The organism is Ectobacillus sp. OTK (genome assembly GCF_059698935.1).
In genome coordinates this window covers 1,467,670-1,485,144 of sequence record NZ_AP048547.1, presented here as the reverse complement: position 1 = coordinate 1,485,144, position 17,475 = coordinate 1,467,670, and the positions used below count along the sequence as shown (strand labels likewise).

The following is a 17,475-nucleotide window of genomic DNA, read 5'->3' as shown; positions in this document are numbered from 1 at the left end:
ACTTATACGTCTATTTCCATCTCCAATAAGGCATAGCTTAAGCTCTTCCCGTGAGTATCTGTGCTTAAGGAAGTCGTGACTCCTCCAAGTAATGCCTGGTGGCAGACAAACTGAAGAGCAGCTATGTTAGGAACCTCGTAGCGGATTACGTTTCCTTCGACAACCTCTTTTAAATGTTCCTTCACTTTCTTGGCAGTAACTTTTTCAGACAGCATCAGGTAATCCTGCTCATCATACGGAATAAGAGATAATATCAACGTATTTCCTTTATCGCCTGCACGACTGTGAGCTAAGTCATATAATTTTTTCTTCATGGTTTACACTCTCCATTATCATGACAGACATATTTATTTTTTCTCGTGGAATTAGAGTAGACACGACACCAATCACCTCATTCCTATATTTGCGTGCCCCCCCTCCTCCTGCCGGTCCGTTGGTGTACAGTGCTTCGACCTCTTCGCCGATTTTTGCAGCCTTTTCTTCCGTAGGGGCTCTTCCTGCCGCCCGAAGCCTAATCTCATAGGGAGCATCATACTGTCCAAATGTTGTTCGATGAACGGAAGAGCTTCCGATATAATCAATCCGAAGGTCGGAAAAGTCATCTTTTAGCCGTTCGTATATGACTTCGCCTGCAAGCTTTGCCCTGCCTAATGCATTTGTTCCAGCGTAGGAAATCTCTCCTTCTCCTATGAATCCAGCATGATAGCCCACACTCACCTTCAGGGTATCTGGTTTCATCTCTCCCATGCAGCCGGAAACTTCAATACAGTTTGGCGCGATCTCCCGCAGCCGAACCGTTGTAAAGTCTGCTATCACATCTGGAGTAATATATTTATGCGGATTTGTGACTTCATACAAGAGCTGTTCTTTTGCTGTCGCTAACGAAATGGCTCCACCGGTCCCTTCCACTTTACTGATGACGGCAGTTCCGTCTGAAGCTACGTCCGCATACGGAAATCCTAAATGAGCAAAGTCAGGTACGTCTTTCTTGCCCGGGTCGGCAAAATAGCCTCCGCATATTTGTCCCCCGCATTCCAGCAAGTGACCCACTACGGTTCCCTGTGCTATCCGATTTACATCATCCAAAGACCAGCCGTAATGATGGACCATTGGCGCGACAAATAATGAGGGGTCGGCAACCCGGCCTGTAATAATAATGTCAGCCTCGCTCTCCAACGCCGGCAATATCGCTTCTATACCAAGGTAAGCGTTCGCTGAAATTAGCTGTCCAAAAGAAGATAGCGGTTCATTCGTTTCCAGGACATTTTCATCATGCTGGAGGTATGGAAGAACATCATCTCCAGTAACGGCCGCTACTTTTAAGGAAATTCCAATATTCCGCGCTATCTCTGCAACCTTTTCAGCAGCCCCCACAGGATTTGCTGCACCCATATTGGTGATAACACGAACTTTGTTTTTGCTGATAACAGGCAAAAGAAGTTCCATTCTCTTTTCCAACAAAGGATCATACCCCAATGAAGGGTTTTGGCGTTTTCGTTTTTGGGCCAACGCAATCGTACGTTCAGCGAGACATTCCAGTATAAGATAGTCTAATTTCCCTTTCTCTGCCAATATAGCAGCAGGTTCCAATCGGTCTCCTGAGAATCCTGCTCCTGATCCAATTCTAATCATAGTAATCACCTCAAATAGTTATGGCTCCTGTAGCAAGCGCAATAATGGTCATAACGATGGTTGTTCCAAAGGCCCATTTAAAAATAAAACGCTGGTGTTCCCCTAAATCTACTCCGGATAGTCCAACAAGAATAAACGTTGACGCTGTTAAAGGGCTTAATGGAAACCCGGTCGTCATTTGGCCAAGTATAGCCGCGCGTCCAATTTCAATTGGGTCAATTCCGAAACTAACAGCCGTTTGACTAATGATGGGAAGCACGCCGAAGTAATACGCATCAGGTGTAAATACAAGGCTGAGAGGCATACTTGTAATGGCAACAAGAATCGGCAAATACTCCGCAAGCTGTTCAGGGATAACGGAAACCATTGATGATGCCATAGCATCAATCATTTTTGTCCCAGTTAAAATGCCTGTGAAAATACCTGCGGCAAAAATCATCGTCGACACCATTACTACGCTGCTTGCATGGTTGGATAAGCGCTCTTGCTGTTCGCTAAGCTTCGGATAGTTCACGAGCAAAGCAATGACAAATGCAACAATAAATAGGACAGGCATTGGCAGCCATGCCATTACCAATGCAACGAGAAGGAGCGCCGTCAACATGAAATTGAACCAAAAAAGCTGGGGTCTCTTCTCTTCAACAGCAGCGGCATGCTCTGTCATAAAATCCTCATAATTGCCTTGAAGCTCTGTGATTCCTAATCTTGCGCGTTCTTTTTTTCCAAGCCAATAAGCCGAAAATAGTACCCATACAATACCGCCAAGCATCGCAGGCAGAACCGGATTAAATAGTTGCGCGGAATCTGTATGGAGCGTTGTCATCGCTCTTGCCGTTGGTCCGCCCCACGGCGCAATATTCATAACACCTGCTCCTAATGCAACAACGCCCGATAGTATAAGAGGATTCATACCCAGTCTCTTATAAAGCGGAAGAAATGCTGAGACAGTAATCATAAACGTAGAAGCACCATCACCGTCCAAGGCTACAAGCAGCGTAACGATTGCTGTACCGATTACAATCTTTAGAGGATCTCCTTTGACGATGCGAATCATCCGGGAAATGATGGGATCAAATAACCCGGCATCTATCATGAGTCCAAAGTATAAAACAGCAAAGCCTACCATAATCCCTGTTGGTGCGACTTTTTGGATCCCTTCCAGCATCATCGGCCCCAATTTTGTTCCAAATCCGCTGATAACACCAAAAACAATAGGTACAAGAACAAGGGAAATAATAACAGAAAGCCGCTTTGTCATAATCAAATACAGAAATGTCCCAATCGTTAAATAGCCTAACAATGCTAACATTTAATCCCCCCAATATCCTGTTGGTTGTTACCCCTTTGCGTAAACCCTATTTTTAAAGAAACTATCTTGCTGCTATTCCCCCTCTTCTGCTAAGAATGGTAACCCTTACACCCTTCATTAATTGCAAGACTCATGCCAAAAGAACAGATGCTTCCTTTTTCTGCCCAAATTTTTTACATATTTCATTCTAAAACGTTGATTTCCCAGCGATTAAAAAAAACAAAAAAGAAAGCGTTACCATTAGTAGACGCCTTCTTTCCTGCCTCTTTCTTCTACCCTCTTTCTAATATTTTAGAAAAAAGGATAAAGTTATCTTGTCTATTACACCGTTACTATAATACATTCCTTATATTTCTAACTCCTTAGAAATATAGAAATACGTTTCTAAAAAATTAGAAACTTATATTATAACGTTTAAGTTTGTTATATAAGGTTGCAAGCGAAATTCCCAGTGCGTTTGCAGCCCTTTTCTTTTCTTCTATATCGCTCCCAAATCTTTTTAAAGTTTCTTGAATAAATTTTCGTTCTGCTTCTTCCATTGCTTGCTGCAAAGTTTGATTTGGTGAGTTTTCTATTGGAGTAAACAAGTTGATTCGATTTTTGGTAATTAGCTCAGGAAGGTGCTGAATCTTAATTTCTGTTCCCTCCGCCATACAGGTTGCATAATCAATAACATTTTTTAATTCACGAACGTTCCCAGGCCATTCATACGACTGTAAAAATTTTAATGTTTGTCTGTCGATCGTATAAATCGATGGCGACTGTTCAAGCGATAAATTCATGACAGATGAATAAAGCAGCGAATCTACAAGGGCGGGGATATCTTCTTTTCGCTCTCGAAGAGGCGGTATTTGAAGGCGTATGACATTCAGCCTGTAAAATAAATCTTCGCGAAAGCGATTCTTTTTAACAAGCTGTTGCAAGTCTCGATGCGTTGCGGCAATAATCCTCACATCAATGCTCCGCTCGATCGTTTCCCCTACCCTGCGAATCTTTCCTTCCTGTAACACTCTTAACAGCTTGGCCTGAAGATCGTAAGACATATCACCTATTTCATCAAGAAAAAGCGTCCCATTGGTCGCGATTTCGAACAGGCCGATCTTCCCTCCTTTTTTTGCATTTGTAAAGGCACCTTCTCCATAACCGAATAATTCGCTTTCCAAAAGTGATGATGGTATCGCCGCACAGTTGACAGGGATAAAAGGCCGATTCTTTCTGCGGCTTTCATTGTGGATAGCTTGGGCGAACAGTTCCTTTCCTGTACCGCTTTCTCCTGTAATGAGGATAGGCAAATCTGCTTCGGCTACCCTTTCTGCCACATAGACAGCCTCTTTTAGTCCTCCATTTCTCCCAATGATTTGCTCAAACGTGTACTTTGCTTGGTATAGAGAATTTATCTTTCGTTGAAGATTATCTAATTTTTCCCTTTTTCTTTCTAGCTCTTGGGACAGCTTATGCACTTCAGTGAGGCTCTTACAAACTGATACGGCACCAATGACTTGATTATTCACAATGATAGGAGCCATATCTACTATATATTCCCTAGTCCCTGTTTTTCGGTAAACTCCCACTCTGCATTTTCTATCTATCAAAGTTTCTGGTAGCTGGGCACCCGGACGACAGTCCTGCAGCCGCTTTCCGATAATATCAGGAGTAACTCCTGTAATCTGCGTATATTCCGGGTTAATGAGTCTAACAAATCCCTGATGATCAATGACGAGAATACCGTCATTGATAGAATTGACGATTGCCTTCCACCACTCTATCTGTTTTTCCGGAAGGAAGCATGTTGAGTAATCTTCGGATGATTCATACATGGCTTTGCACATTCCTTTCTTCTTTTCATAAAAAATCAGTCTATTGCTATTTTTTTACGTTTACATATCCCTTTTTATATACAGAATATTCTATCATTTTTTCGTGAATAAAACATTCTATTGAAGTTGTATACGAGCGGACTAAGAGTACAAAGCAAATTGCATAAGCAAAAAAACGTCCAATTTAGACGTTTCTTTGTCATTCCTATTATAATTCCTTGCATCTCTCTTTCAATTTTCCAGCCCAGCCTAATTAGCAGGTAAAACAACACTTACGATAGTTCCTTTACCCGCTTTACTATCAAGCGTTATGTACCCTCCGTGATTTTCAATAATTTTATGACTCACCATCAATCCTAGCCCTGTCCCTTCCTCCTTCGTGGAATAAAAAGGATCTCCTATACGATGCAGCTGATCCCCGGGAATTCCGCAGCCTTCATCGCGTATCAAAACGCAAACTTCATTCTCGTCAAATGCTTTTAATTCAACATAAATCCTCCCACCGTTAGGCATTGCCTCCATCGCATTTTTTAAAAGATTAATAAATACCTGCTTTAATTGATTCTCCTCACATTTCACGCTAGGAATATTAGGTACTACATGTGTTGTTATTTGTATATTTTAAATATTCGCCTGTCCTTCAAGGAACATCACTACACTTGCGAGTATACTTTTTAGATCCTTTTCTTTGAAAATACTTTCTTGGGGCTTAGCCAGCATTAAAAATTCTCCTACAATGAGGTTAATTCGATCTATTTCTGCTAGTACCATATCTACATGCCGCTTCTCTATTTTCGATTCCCATAATTGTAAAAATCCTCGAATTGTTGTTAACGGATTCCGAATTTCGTGTACTATGCCTGCGGCCAATTGTCCTACTAAAGAAAGCTTTTCCGAATGACGAACAAGCTCTTCTAATTTTTTTGACTCCGTTATATCCTTAAGCATCTCAAAAACACCAACCACTTCATTACCTAATGTAATGGGGATCATTTTTATTTGCATTTCTAACTGTTTTCCGTTCCTATGGGTAATGAATAATTTATATTCCTGTGGTTCACCGCGGATTGCTTTTGTATAATATGTTAATCGCCTTTCCATATCCTCAGATAAAACTAGTAAGCTTATTCCAAATTTTTTCAATTCCTCAGGAGAATACCCGCACATTTTTTCTACAGCCGGGTTCCCATCTACTACATTTCCTTCTAAATCAAAGACTAAAATAGCTTCCGTATTATGAACAAATAATGAGGTGAGCCGTTGTTGACTTCTCATTAAAAGCTTGTTTGTATGCTGTGCTTTAGATTCCAGCAGCTTATTGGTTTCGCTTTCATTTATTTGCAGCTGCTGTAAACGATATTTTATTTGATCATACTTTTTGCCAAACCACCAATTCAACATACAAGGAATAATAGCAGCAAAAAAGACAACTAAAAGACTATTTCCCGTATTTCCGTACATAAACCATAGTACACTGCTCATTCCTGCAACTAAGAGGCCTATTATTCTTCCAGTATATTTCAAGCTATTGAACACTCCTACTATTTTATTCTGCTTATAATGTTTTTTATATCTACTTCGTATGTTTCTCGCATGGAATACCTTGTATCTAAACACATGAAATTGACATGGAGCTGTTCAATATAGTATATGGTATAAAAATTACCAATTCAATATATCAAATCTATTTAAGGATAGGAAAAAATTAATATATAGGAAAATAGTATTTATAATCTTTTTTAACACTCCTTTCCCGCAAAGAGACTTCCTTCTGTCTAAGGAAGAGATGCTCCCCCCTATTTTTTGATAAAGTCATGGTGAAATAGAAAGAAAAATGTTAACCTATAATAAAAATAAGTTAACAAAAGGGGTTCTAGGATGAACAAATCACATCTATTGCTGCTTCCTGGTTGGGGAATGGAAGGATCGGTATTTCAGCCATGTATTGAATCGCTCTCTAAAATCTTTGAGCTTTCGTGTGTGGAATGGCGCCGTATAAAAGCTCCTACTGACTTTCGAGAACGCGTGATACAAACAATTACCTCGATTCAAAGACCTATTTTTTTACTCGGCTGGTCATTAGGAGCACTTACAGCACTTGAAATTGCAAGCCTATATCCGAAACATATAAAGGGCCTTATCCTTCTTAGCGGGACAAGTCGTTTTACAAGCTGCGAACAATATCCTTCAGGCTGGCATCCACGCGTTGTGAAACGTATGAAAAGGCAATTGCAACAGACAAATGAAGAAACACTTGCTCTTTTTTACGAAGCGATGTTCTCCCAGTCCGAGCAAGACAAGGGATGGCATCATAAGTTTAAAAAAATAGTGCAACAAGAATTTCAAGGAGATGACACGTTATCCCTTATGATAGGCCTGGATTATTTATTAGAAACAGACCACAGAGCATGCCTTCATCAGATTGAAGTTCCATGCCTATTGATTCACGGAACGGAAGACACGATCTGTCCGCTTGCGGCTTCTTCTTTTATGAGTGAACAGCTTGGGGAAAAAGCTCAATTTTCTATCCTAAACGAAACGGGCCATATCCCATTTTTCACAAGACCGGAGGAATGCGTGCAATTGATTAGAAAATTCTTGCAAAGGATGGGAGATGAATGATTAATAAACAGCTTCTAAGAAAACGATTTAGTAAACATGCGAAAACATATGATGAATATGCGAATGTTCAAAAAACGATGGCAAAGCGGCTAATAGACTCTCTTCCGCAAAACATAGTAAAGCAAAACATAACTATTCTTGAGATTGGCTGCGGATCGGGTTACTTGACACGTTTATTATGCGAAGCATTTCCAAGGGCGCAAATTCTTGCAGTTGATCTGGCACCTGGAATGATTGAAGTGGCGCAAGAAAGAATCCGAGAGAAACGTGTTACCTTTTTATGCGGTGATATTGAAGAAATCGCCCTCCAAGGAAGCTATGATCTTATTCTTTCAAATGCAACATTTCAATGGCTTAATTATCCTCAAAGGGTGATTGAACGATTATTTACATTATTAAAGCCGGATGGAATGCTTGTATTTTCGACATTTGGGGCTAAAACCTTTCAGGAGCTTCATGCCGCTTATGGGCATGCAAAGGAAAAGCTTCAGCTTCAAGTGAACAGCTCACCAGGGCAATCATTTTATTCCCTTGAGGAGTTATATAAGCTTTGTGAGCAGGCCCTCCTTTCTTCGGCCTCATGCCCGTTTGAAATAACCGGAACAGAACAGCTTGAACTAGAGTATTTTCCGACAACGCGCGCTTTTTTCAACTCGATTCAAAAAATTGGAGCAAGTAACAGCAATCAAGAACACTCATGCCAACGCCCTTCTTTTCTCCGAGAATTGATGAATCTCTATGAAACTCATTATCGGGATGAGAAGGGCGTAAAAGCAACATACCATTGTTTATTTTTAACGATTATGAGGGGGATGTAACTATTTTTACATGAATCGTTTTCTAGTTTAGTTAGGCAATAGGCTCTACATAATACTTGTAGAGCTCCTATAAATTAAGGGGATTCTCATGCTCCCCTTGTTCAACCTGAATAGTGATGTAATCGCTTTGCTTCAAAATAGAGAACTTGGATGAATTTTTTTGCATTAATTCGAGTATGAGAGTTAAATATTGCGGAACCTTTCTGAAGTTCAGTCATTTTTTTACGTACAATAGTAAAATCAAAAAACGTTGAAGCATACATTTCAAACTTTGGATTTGAATAGTCTATTAAACCTAGAGATGATAGGTTGTTTAATGATTGATAAATTGCCCTGCGTACACGCTGTTCAATAGCTTTTATTTCTCGATTAATATCAACTTGTGCAGCTGATACTCCCAGCTTCTTAAAAGCAATTTGCAAAAAAAGCTCTTTAAGAGGAGGAAAATGTTTTTCAAGCGTATGTTTTTGTTCATATTGATATAAATATTGGAGTATTTCTACTAAATCCCTACTCCCGTTCTCACCGACGATACCTAATTCAGATAAAAGAAACTCACCAGATGTTGCGATACTGTCTTCCTTCAAAGAATCTGTTATGTCCTCTTTCCTCTGATTTAAATTCAACACTGTATTTAATGATTTCTGAATATCATTTATCGATTTCTCTAATTGAATGCGTTCAATTACTTTTCGGATGACCGTTACCACTTCCATACGATTAATTGGTTTTGTGATGTAATAGTCAATTCCAAGTGAGTATGCTTCACCAATTAATTCTTTTGATCCTACTTGTGAAATCATAATGATTTTCCCCGAGAATATCCTCTTTATGTGACGAACAGTTTCTATACCATCACGAATCGGCATTAATAAATCAATGAATAAGATATTAATACCATTAAAATTAAGCATATTTTCATCTAATAATGAGCCATCTGAGGCTTCTCCTACAACTTCTCCCAAATCTTCATCTTCAATAATTTGTGTTAACATAGAACGAAACACTTCATCATCATCTGTTATGTAAAAACGCATGAAATCATCCTTTCTTAATTACGCGCAGCTCATCCTTGCAACAATTATTTATGACCAATAGGCATCTGTATTTAAACTATCTAATGAATACATTTTTCAGAAATCCTACTATATTTGATTACTTTCAATAATTCTAGAAGTTTGTCACATCTCCTCACAATATATTTGTGTGAATAGCTTCTCGTGTTTGTAAACTTTGTGGTATTCCTCCCCTCCCCACACTTCCTGCATTGGAATAAAGATTTCAGGAGAGAGATTCTCCGTAATTTCACTAAAAAACAAGAAGTTAGTATGATCTACTCTTATCTCGCTCTGTATTTACTTCAAAAAAAAAAAAAAAAAAATGTAGGTTTTCGTGGTTTTTTGTTTTATTTTGTAGGTTTTATATAACATTGATGTTACATTAAGTAACTAGTTTTGTTATATTTTCTTACATAACTTGTTACATTATTATATAAAAAAGGAGAGTTTTTATGAAGAAGTTTTATTTAGTTATTCTCTGTTTCATGTTGAGTCTGCTGTTAGCTGCTTGCAGCAGTAATCAAACGCAAGCAAATGGTCAAGAAGGTAGTAATACAAAGGAACCAGTTTATAAGGTTGGTGTAGATACAACATATCCTCCGTTTGAATATCAACAGGATGGACAATACAAAGGAATTGATATCGATTTAATTAATGAAATAGCTAAAAATCAAGGATTTAAAATTGAATTAAAACCTATGGACTTCGGCGGAATTATCCCTGCCCTGCAGGCAAAACAATTGGATGTTGCAATTGCGGGTATGAGTATCACAGATGAAAGAAAAAAGGTAGTTGATTTTTCTTCCCCATATTTTGATGCTGGATTGACATTAGTTGTAAAAAAAGAAGACGATACGATTAAAACAATTGATGATTTAAAGGGAAAAACAGTAGCGGTGAAAAAAGGAACAACTGGTGCAACATATGCACAAGAAAATTCCAGCAAAAAAGGATTTAAAGTTGTTCAGTTTAATGACAGCCCTGCTATGTTTCAAGAAGTGGCAAATGGAAATGCTGATGTCCTTATTGAAGATTATCCTGTTATTGCATATGCCATTGCCCAAAAAGATCTCGGATTAAAAATTGTTGGAGAGCGCCTAACTGGTGCCCAATATGGTATTGCGGTGTTAAAAGGAGAAAATCAAGAAGTATTGAAAAAGATCAATACAGGTCTTGCAGAACTTAAAGAAAATGGAAAATACGACGAAATTGTAAAGAAATATCTTGGTCAATAATTTAAAAGAAAGGCGTATTCCTTTATACGCCTTATTTTTGAGAGGATATGATTAACATGGATATAATTAAAAATACTCTTCCATATCTATTAACTGGTCTTCAAACAACCCTTTATATTTTTGTTGCAGCAATTTTGTTAGGCTTCATCATTGGTTTAGTGACAGCTTTATTTCGGTTATCTACATTAAAGATCTTAAATTTGATCGCTAAGGTATTTGTTGACTCAATTAGAGGTACGCCATTTATTGTACAATTATTTTTTATTTATTTTGGCCTTAACTCTTTGAATGTAATTTCACTAGATAATACGACAGCAGGCATTGTTACGGTAGCAATTAATGCAGGAGCCTATTTTGCCGAAATTATTCGAGCCGGTATCCAATCCGTGGATAAAGGACAAACGGAAGCAGCTAGATCATTAGGCTTAACAAGCGTCCAAAATATGATTTATATTGTTTTGCCGCAAGCATTTAGAAGAATGCTCCCTACCATTACGAACCAATCTATCATTAGCTTAAAGGATACATCCTTACTATCCATTATCGGAATTGCCGATTTAACGCAGCAAGGTCAAATTCAAGCTGCTGCTACCTTTGAAGCATTTAATATTTGGCTTGCAGTAGGCGTAATTTATTTTATTTTCATCTATTTATTAACGCTGCTAGGTAATTTCACTGAAAGGAGATTCGAACTAAGATGAGCATTATCACAGTTAAAAATCTAAAAAAAACATTTGGGCATTTAGAAGTTTTAAAAGATATAAATGCAGAAATTGAGGAAAGAGAAGTTGTCTGTGTGATAGGTCCTTCTGGTTCTGGGAAAAGTACATTTCTGCGTTGTTTGAACCGTCTTGAAGATATTACAGCTGGCCAAGTTGTTGTCAATAATTATGACATCACAGATCCAAAAATTAACATCAATAAAGTAAGACAAGAAGTAGGAATGGTTTTTCAAAGCTTCAACCTATTTCCGCATAAAACGGTATTAGAAAATATCATGCTTGCTCCAATTAAAGTACGTTCTATGTCAAAAGAAGCAGCAAAGGAAAAAGCATTGGAACTTTTAGATAAGGTAGGCTTAGGTGCAAAGGCCCAAAGTTATCCAGGGGAGTTATCAGGCGGACAAAAACAGCGTGTTGCAATTGCCAGGGCCTTGGCCATGGAGCCAAAAATTATGCTCTTTGATGAACCTACATCTGCACTCGACCCAGAAATGGTAGGTGATGTGTTAGAAGTTATGAAACAATTAGCTAAAGAAGGCATGACAATGGTTATCGTCACACATGAAATGGGATTTGCCCGTGAAGTAAGTAATCGAGTCATTTTCATGGATGGCGGTTATATTGTAGAAGAGAATGAGCCAAATGAATTATTTAATCACCCAAAACATGAAAGAACAAAAGCATTCTTAAGCAAAGTGCTATAAACAGGATTCTATTAAAGTATCAATCATTCAATTGATGTATAGGCCTAACACATTTTTCATGAATTGCCGACAGTCAAAAAGAGTCCCCTTCCTCAAGAATTGTGAAGGGAAAAGCTATGTGAATAGAGTCTTATCACAAAAATCAAGTCCCCTTGACAACCAAGGGGACTTATTATCTATGAAATCTTATGGAAAAAACACCTCTTCTATTACCTTCTTTCAACTAGACTATCCATCGGAATTTTTATTATAAAAGAAGCCCCAGAGCTTTTCAGAGCATTTTGCAGGGTAATAACTCCTCCAAGTTCTTCCGTAATTTCTTGTACATATGAAAGACCAATGCCTGTTGAGGGCGTACCTATGTGATTATATTTTGAGGTAAATCCCGGCTTAAAGATCAAATCTCTATATTTTTCGGAAACACCAGGACCATCATCCTCTACTTGGAATATTACAAATTGATTTTCTCGCTTTACATGGATAGCTACTGATCCTTTATCTTTAATAGCCTCTACCGCGTTTGCTACTAAATTATTGATTAAGGATAAAACAAGATAGGCGTGGTATTCTGAATGTTCGCCATCTATTTGATATCGAAGATCAATCTGCTTTCCTAATGAACTGGCGTATTTTTTATTTGTTCGGATAATGATGGAAATAAGTTCATGTATGTTCATGTAGTCGGAAAATTTTTCATCTACAATCAACTTAGAAAGTCCTGCAAAAATCCGTTGATTGTCTTTTTTTATTTCATGTACTTCTCCAGCAATTCGTAAAGCCCGTTTGCTAAACTCCTTTAAAGACCGCTCTGAACAACTCTTTATTTGATTTAAGTCTCGATATAAATCGTATGATGTCTTCGTAATATTTTCTGCATTTTCTAATACTTTTTTTAGATGGACGGACTCCTCATATAAATTGGATAACAGCGCTAATAAGTGATGATTCTTTTGACGAATTTGTTCTTCTCTTAATTGGCCTTCATACAACTTCATCATGCTAAAAAAGGAAAGTACAAAAAAGCTTCGGAAAATGGCAATCACGAAAATCTGGGTCAACTTTGATAAGCTAAGAAAATCCCCAATAGCCATATGCCGAAACGCCAGTTCAGTTAAGCTGGCTATGATTTCAATAATAATGCCTAGTAATCCTATAATCCAAGGACGAGAATGGAACTGATTCGTTTTTAATATATAAAATAGGAACGCGTACACTAAATAATAAAAAGAAGCAGGGTAGCGGTCCTGAACAGAAACTAAAAAGTCAAAATGACCCTGTACGAGCCAATCCAATCCAACTCGAAAGCAAAGAACAGACAGCGCTGTACAAGTGCCGATTATTATTGGTGAAATACCCCGTAACAATAGTAAAGAAAGGAAAAAAATAGGCGTACCTAAGCTAACGCGGAACGTATCTTGAAAAGGATAAAACTTCAACTCTCCCGCTAGTGGAACGGCAACTATAATAAGTAGCAAGGCATATAGATCCTTTTTAAATAATTGGTTGATTTGCAAATCTTCCACTTCCTAATATGCATAAGCAAAAGTAACGAATCTACCTATGCCGAATTCGTTATTTATCCTAGTTTTACTATCTCCAAGATAGATGGTAAGTATTCGATTTCTGCCAATGGTGTATGCTTTGTCTCCTGCTGTCTTTTTCGGTGATTATACCAAATGGACTGCCATCCTGCGTTAGAAGCCCCTACAACATCATTTGCCCAAGAGTCTCCGACATAGAGAATATGCTCCGGGGAACAGCTTACCGTTTTAGCAGCCTCATGGAAAATTTGCGGGTTTGGTTTTGCATGTCCCACTGCATCAGATATAAATATACGCTCCTTTGGAATATACTGTGTTACACCAAGACATTTTATTTTATTGCTTTGGTGTGCAGTAGGTCCATTCGTAATAATTCCGAGTTCAAAGCCTAAATTAGCAAGTGTTGTCAATAATTCAGGTACTTCCAAAAATAATTCAATGGCATTCAGCGCAGCTTCGTATTGGAGTTGAAATTGATGAGCCGTCTCATTGGAAATATGAATCTCATATTCCTTTAATGCTAGTATAATCCTTTGCATGCGAAGCTCTTCTAGTGTTAATCGCTTTTGACTATAATCCTCCCAGAGTAAATCGCTAAAATACCTAAACTTTTTATAGGTAGCTTCAGCAGCAAGGGTTTGAGTATGCTCCGGAAACATTTTGTATAATGAATCAGTGAAAGGCTTTTGATGGTCGTGTAAAGTATCGTCTAAATCGAAAAAAATTGCTTTAATAGCCATATTTGTATTCCTCCAGTCGATTTACTCCTCTCCTATTATATCAAATGTTCATTGCAAGATTGAGTATAGGTTACACAAAATACCCCCTGTAAAATCACAGGGGGCTTGCCCATATTCTATTACCACTTTATTTTAGAGACTTTATTGTCTTGCAATCCATCACGGTCAATCATAATCATCCTTTCCTTTCTGCCATTTTCAAAATTGTTTTATAACCTCCCTTGACGTAAATGCTTTCTAAAATTCCTAGATTACAGTTATTTAAATCGATTACATAACCATTTTCTTATAAAACCTACTTTAATATAACCGCTTTCATTTAGATTCAGGTGTCTTATTATTTGATATTCCCAAACGAATAACCATAATGTGGGAATAGTGTCTTTTATTATAATTAACAAAGAAATATAAAACACTTTTAAAAGGATTATGTTACAGTCATGCAGTATAGGCATTGCTGCTTCCTTTTTAGTTACTAAGAAAAAAGGAAGGTATTATGCTTGTACAACTACTATACATAAAAAATAGGCCTTATCGATTTTCGATAAAGCCTATTCCTCACTTAATTCGGCTCTTTTTCTCCTAAAGAAAAAGGGGGTCCTTAAGCCCCCTGTGAATGCGCATCTAATTCGTACAGATAAAAATTGATGATTCTGCAGAGTTCGACTAGCTTATTCTGTCCGCTTACACAGACAAATAATCCATTTTTAACTTCAATTTCACCCGTCTCCAAGTAGAAGATACCGTTTTTATAATACGCATCAATCCCAGCAATTCGTTTTAGATCGTATAGTACGATTGGAATTTTACCTGTATGAAGACTCATAATTGTATCTCCTTTTCTTAGTGTCCTATCCTAATGATAACGCTTACAAAAAACTTCTGTAAATATTAAATAGTTGGCTTTTAATACGGTTTCATTCATTTTAGCATTCTCTTTTTAAATTCATTACTCCTTAAGAACCCTGAGTTTCGTTATCGCTTATTTCAATAAGAAAGCGTAAACTATGAATGATATAGTCTACGCTTCTTTAGTATAATTTATTCATACATTAACAGGCAGTAAGCCCCTCATTGTCAGGTCTTTTTTGATACTTATTTTTTTAATAACGGCAGAGAACTTAGTAAACTGGAAAGTGCAATAGAGTCCCAAGGCAGGTGTTCCGTAATACCAAGACCGACGACATCATATTCAGCCGCTACATCTTGAATCAGTCGGGCAACAGACTGCATAGAAGCACCTTTTGGCCACTCACGCACATTTTTCTCGTATTTATCAGGGCTGGCTTGCCAAAGAGAACGGAATTCCTGCATATCCATCACATCGAGATCAAAATGAATTGCTACGCGGGAAACCCCTGTTGTCTTGAGCAACTCCAAAACTTTTCCGCTGGATGAGGCAAAATCACTTGTGCTTACATTGTTAAAATTAAATTTTTGATAAACAGGACGTTCTTTTTCAGATTCATCATTTATACCGGCAAATAAGACGTTTGATGGATTTACTTTCGTAGGAACGAGCGAAGCAAAATCTCGATCGCCCTCTCCAAGCAGGCTGGCCAAGACCATAGCATGATAATTTAGCCATAATTCAGGTGTTGTAATGTCAGGGTGGCCATCAATCCATAAAATTGCCAAGTCATCCTTATATTTTTCTAAAAGGTAAGCAAATGGAGCCAGCTCCACACTGCAGTCTCCTCCCAGAACAACAACCCGGTCCGGCTGCCGGTCCCTCAGAATGTTAAATGCTGCATTTGTCTGCTTAAGCAATTGCTGCTTGGCCACAATGCCATCTTCTTTTTCATCATTCGTTGGTTCCATATCAATCGGAACTTCAATTGTTTCATCATTAGATTCCGGTGCAAGCCACGCTAATAGACGTGAACCCAAATAGTAGGTAGGATCGTTTCCACCCTGCCATTGTGGCATGACTAATCGTAATGTACTAGGCTGTTGTTCTTTTCTCATCAAAAATACCTTCTTTCTTATAGGGATAAATTGATTGATTAAAAGCCATAAAAATATTTTGCACTACACATTATAACAATGGGAGCCAATTAAAATGGCTCCATCATATATTGAAAAGGTGTTATCTTGATTTTTGGACAGAGATTTCTGTAATATTTCAACTTGTAGCTGCTCATTTATTATAAGTTTACTAGTACAACTCATAAATATAATGTATTTATACTAGATTTTTACCATTAGTTCTTATTACTTCTTTATACCAATTAAAGCTTTTCTTTTTGTACCTTTCAAAACTTCCTTCACAATCATCATTTCTATCTACATAAATAAATCCATAACGCTTTCTAAATTCCCCCGTAGAATTGCTGACTATATCGATTGGTCCCCATGAAGTATATCCCATAACTTCAACTCCATCAGCAATGGCTTCTCTTACTTGGACCAAATGATCATTTAAATATTTGATTCTATAATCGTCAATGACAGTTAGATTACCATTCTCATCTTTAGTTAATTCATCTTTTGCACCTAATCCATTTTCTACAATAAATAAGGGAAGTTGATATCTATCATAAAATTGATTTAAGATAAATCTGAGTCCTTCTGAGTCTACCGGCCATCCCCATTCTGATTCTTGTAAATAAGGATTTTTAATAATACTCACAATATTTCCTTTAGATTGCTCATTAAGTTCTGGATCTGCTGTAGCACAAGAACTCATATAGTAACTAAAAGAAATAAAATCAACAGTGTTTTTTAGTATTTCTTTATCTGTATCAGTAATTTCTATGTGAATATCATTTTCTTTAAAATACCGATTCATATAATTTGGATATTTTCCTCTTACCTGAACATCTGAGAAGAATAATGTCTCCCTTTCCTTTTGTATCGTTTCAGCTATATCTGCAGGATTTGGTGTTAATGGATAAACAGGAGTTCCAGCTACCATACAACCAATCTTTGCTGTTGGCATCATCTCATGGCCAATTTTAACTGCCAATGCACTGGCAACAAATTGGTGATGAATAGCTTGATAAAGAGTACTTTTATCGATCTCCTCAGGCTTTCCTTGAATTCCTCCCCCATTAAATGGTGCATGAAGAATCACATTTATTTCATTAAAGGTTAACCAGTATTTCACTTTATCCTTAAATCGTTCAAATACAACTCTAACATATCGTTCAAAGAAATCGATTAACTTACGGTTACCCCATCTGGCAATGCATCCGCAGTAGTTAAACCCTTTCCATCCTCTAAAGCTGCTCCTTCTACTTGATTTGCAGCAAGAGCTCCTCCCTTACACTTTCTT

The 17,475-nt window shown here is 37.7% G+C and carries 16 protein-coding genes and 1 pseudogene; 5 read left to right on the top strand and 12 right to left on the bottom strand.

Annotated elements, in window-relative coordinates; translation table 11 throughout:
* Nucleotides 1-2: 2 nt before the first annotated feature.
* The 6 genes from AC6HZ4_RS07315 to AC6HZ4_RS07290 all read right to left on the bottom strand — a co-directional run bounded on the left by AC6HZ4_RS07315 (nucleotide 3) and on the right by AC6HZ4_RS07290 (nucleotide 6,282).
* Nucleotides 3-314, bottom strand: coding sequence for an AtuA-related protein (locus AC6HZ4_RS07315; protein WP_497494322.1), 312 nt, complete (start codon nucleotides 312-314; stop codon nucleotides 3-5).
* Nucleotides 295-1,632 carry an acyclic terpene utilization AtuA family protein gene (locus tag AC6HZ4_RS07310; RefSeq protein ID WP_497494321.1) on the bottom strand — a complete coding sequence of 446 codons (1,338 nt, stop codon included), beginning with the start codon at nucleotides 1,630-1,632 and terminating at the stop codon, nucleotides 295-297. The genes AC6HZ4_RS07315 and AC6HZ4_RS07310 overlap by 20 nt, the downstream gene beginning before the upstream one ends.
* A gap of 10 nt (nucleotides 1,633-1,642) precedes the next feature.
* A complete protein-coding gene (locus AC6HZ4_RS07305; protein WP_497494320.1) occupies nucleotides 1,643-2,941 on the bottom strand; it encodes a CitMHS family transporter in 1,299 nt (432 codons plus the stop codon).
* Between the two features lie 392 nt (nucleotides 2,942-3,333).
* Entirely contained in the window at nucleotides 3,334-4,770 is a 1,437-nt protein-coding gene (locus AC6HZ4_RS07300; protein WP_497494319.1) for a sigma-54 interaction domain-containing protein, read from the bottom strand.
* A 237-nt stretch (nucleotides 4,771-5,007) separates the two neighbouring features.
* Entirely contained in the window at nucleotides 5,008-5,337 is a 330-nt protein-coding gene (locus AC6HZ4_RS07295; RefSeq protein WP_497494318.1) for an ATP-binding protein, read from the bottom strand.
* Nucleotides 5,338-5,379: 42 nt separating this feature from the next.
* Nucleotides 5,380-6,282 carry a PAS domain S-box protein gene (locus AC6HZ4_RS07290; RefSeq protein WP_497494317.1) on the bottom strand — a complete coding sequence of 301 codons (903 nt, stop codon included), beginning with the start codon at nucleotides 6,280-6,282 and terminating at the stop codon, nucleotides 5,380-5,382.
* A gap of 354 nt (nucleotides 6,283-6,636) precedes the next feature.
* Here AC6HZ4_RS07290 and AC6HZ4_RS07285 point away from each other — a divergent pair, with 354 nt between their 5' ends.
* Nucleotides 6,637-7,380: an alpha/beta fold hydrolase gene (locus tag AC6HZ4_RS07285; RefSeq protein WP_497494316.1), complete on the top strand. Its 744-nt coding sequence runs from the start codon at nucleotides 6,637-6,639 to the stop codon at nucleotides 7,378-7,380.
* Nucleotides 7,377-8,198, top strand: a complete 822-nt coding sequence (bioC, locus tag AC6HZ4_RS07280) for a malonyl-ACP O-methyltransferase BioC (RefSeq protein WP_497494315.1) — start codon at nucleotides 7,377-7,379, stop codon at nucleotides 8,196-8,198. The genes AC6HZ4_RS07285 and bioC overlap by 4 nt, the downstream gene beginning before the upstream one ends.
* A gap of 101 nt (nucleotides 8,199-8,299) precedes the next feature.
* Here bioC and AC6HZ4_RS07275 read toward each other — a convergent pair whose 3' ends face one another.
* Complete coding sequence (locus AC6HZ4_RS07275; RefSeq protein ID WP_497494314.1) at nucleotides 8,300-9,235, bottom strand: response regulator; 936 nt, start codon at nucleotides 9,233-9,235, stop codon at nucleotides 8,300-8,302.
* Between the two features lie 473 nt (nucleotides 9,236-9,708).
* Here AC6HZ4_RS07275 and AC6HZ4_RS07270 point away from each other — a divergent pair, with 473 nt between their 5' ends.
* The 3 genes from AC6HZ4_RS07270 to AC6HZ4_RS07260 are packed head-to-tail and all read left to right on the top strand — an operon-like array spanning nucleotide 9,709 to nucleotide 11,917.
* Nucleotides 9,709-10,491 carry a transporter substrate-binding domain-containing protein gene (locus AC6HZ4_RS07270; protein WP_497494313.1) on the top strand — a complete coding sequence of 261 codons (783 nt, stop codon included), beginning with the start codon at nucleotides 9,709-9,711 and terminating at the stop codon, nucleotides 10,489-10,491.
* 56 nt (nucleotides 10,492-10,547) lie between these two features.
* Nucleotides 10,548-11,192: an amino acid ABC transporter permease gene (locus tag AC6HZ4_RS07265; RefSeq protein ID WP_497494312.1), complete on the top strand. Its 645-nt coding sequence runs from the start codon at nucleotides 10,548-10,550 to the stop codon at nucleotides 11,190-11,192.
* Nucleotides 11,189-11,917, top strand: a complete 729-nt coding sequence (locus AC6HZ4_RS07260; RefSeq protein WP_497494311.1) for an amino acid ABC transporter ATP-binding protein — start codon at nucleotides 11,189-11,191, stop codon at nucleotides 11,915-11,917. Before AC6HZ4_RS07265 ends, AC6HZ4_RS07260 begins: the two co-directional genes overlap by 4 nt.
* 209 nt (nucleotides 11,918-12,126) lie before the next feature.
* Here the strand turns inward: AC6HZ4_RS07260 and AC6HZ4_RS07255 are convergent, their stop codons facing one another.
* The 5 genes and pseudogenes from AC6HZ4_RS07255 to AC6HZ4_RS07235 form a co-directional block, all read right to left on the bottom strand.
* The gene (locus tag AC6HZ4_RS07255; protein ID WP_497494310.1) at nucleotides 12,127-13,431 is read right to left on the bottom strand and encodes a sensor histidine kinase; all 1,305 of its coding nucleotides are present in this window, start codon (nucleotides 13,429-13,431) and stop codon (nucleotides 12,127-12,129) included.
* A 62-nt stretch (nucleotides 13,432-13,493) separates the two neighbouring features.
* Nucleotides 13,494-14,198: an HAD family hydrolase gene (locus tag AC6HZ4_RS07250; RefSeq protein ID WP_497494309.1), complete on the bottom strand. Its 705-nt coding sequence runs from the start codon at nucleotides 14,196-14,198 to the stop codon at nucleotides 13,494-13,496.
* A gap of 601 nt (nucleotides 14,199-14,799) precedes the next feature.
* Complete coding sequence (locus AC6HZ4_RS07245) at nucleotides 14,800-15,024, bottom strand: hypothetical protein (protein WP_497494308.1); 225 nt, start codon at nucleotides 15,022-15,024, stop codon at nucleotides 14,800-14,802.
* Between the two features lie 269 nt (nucleotides 15,025-15,293).
* Nucleotides 15,294-16,166 (bottom strand): arginase family protein, encoded by an 873-nt coding sequence (locus AC6HZ4_RS07240; protein ID WP_497494307.1) that lies wholly within the window; start codon nucleotides 16,164-16,166, stop codon nucleotides 15,294-15,296.
* 217 nt (nucleotides 16,167-16,383) lie between these two features.
* Nucleotides 16,384-17,379, bottom strand: a pseudogene (locus AC6HZ4_RS07235) (family 1 glycosylhydrolase); the annotation flags it as partial.
* Nucleotides 17,380-17,475: the final 96 nt, after the last annotated feature.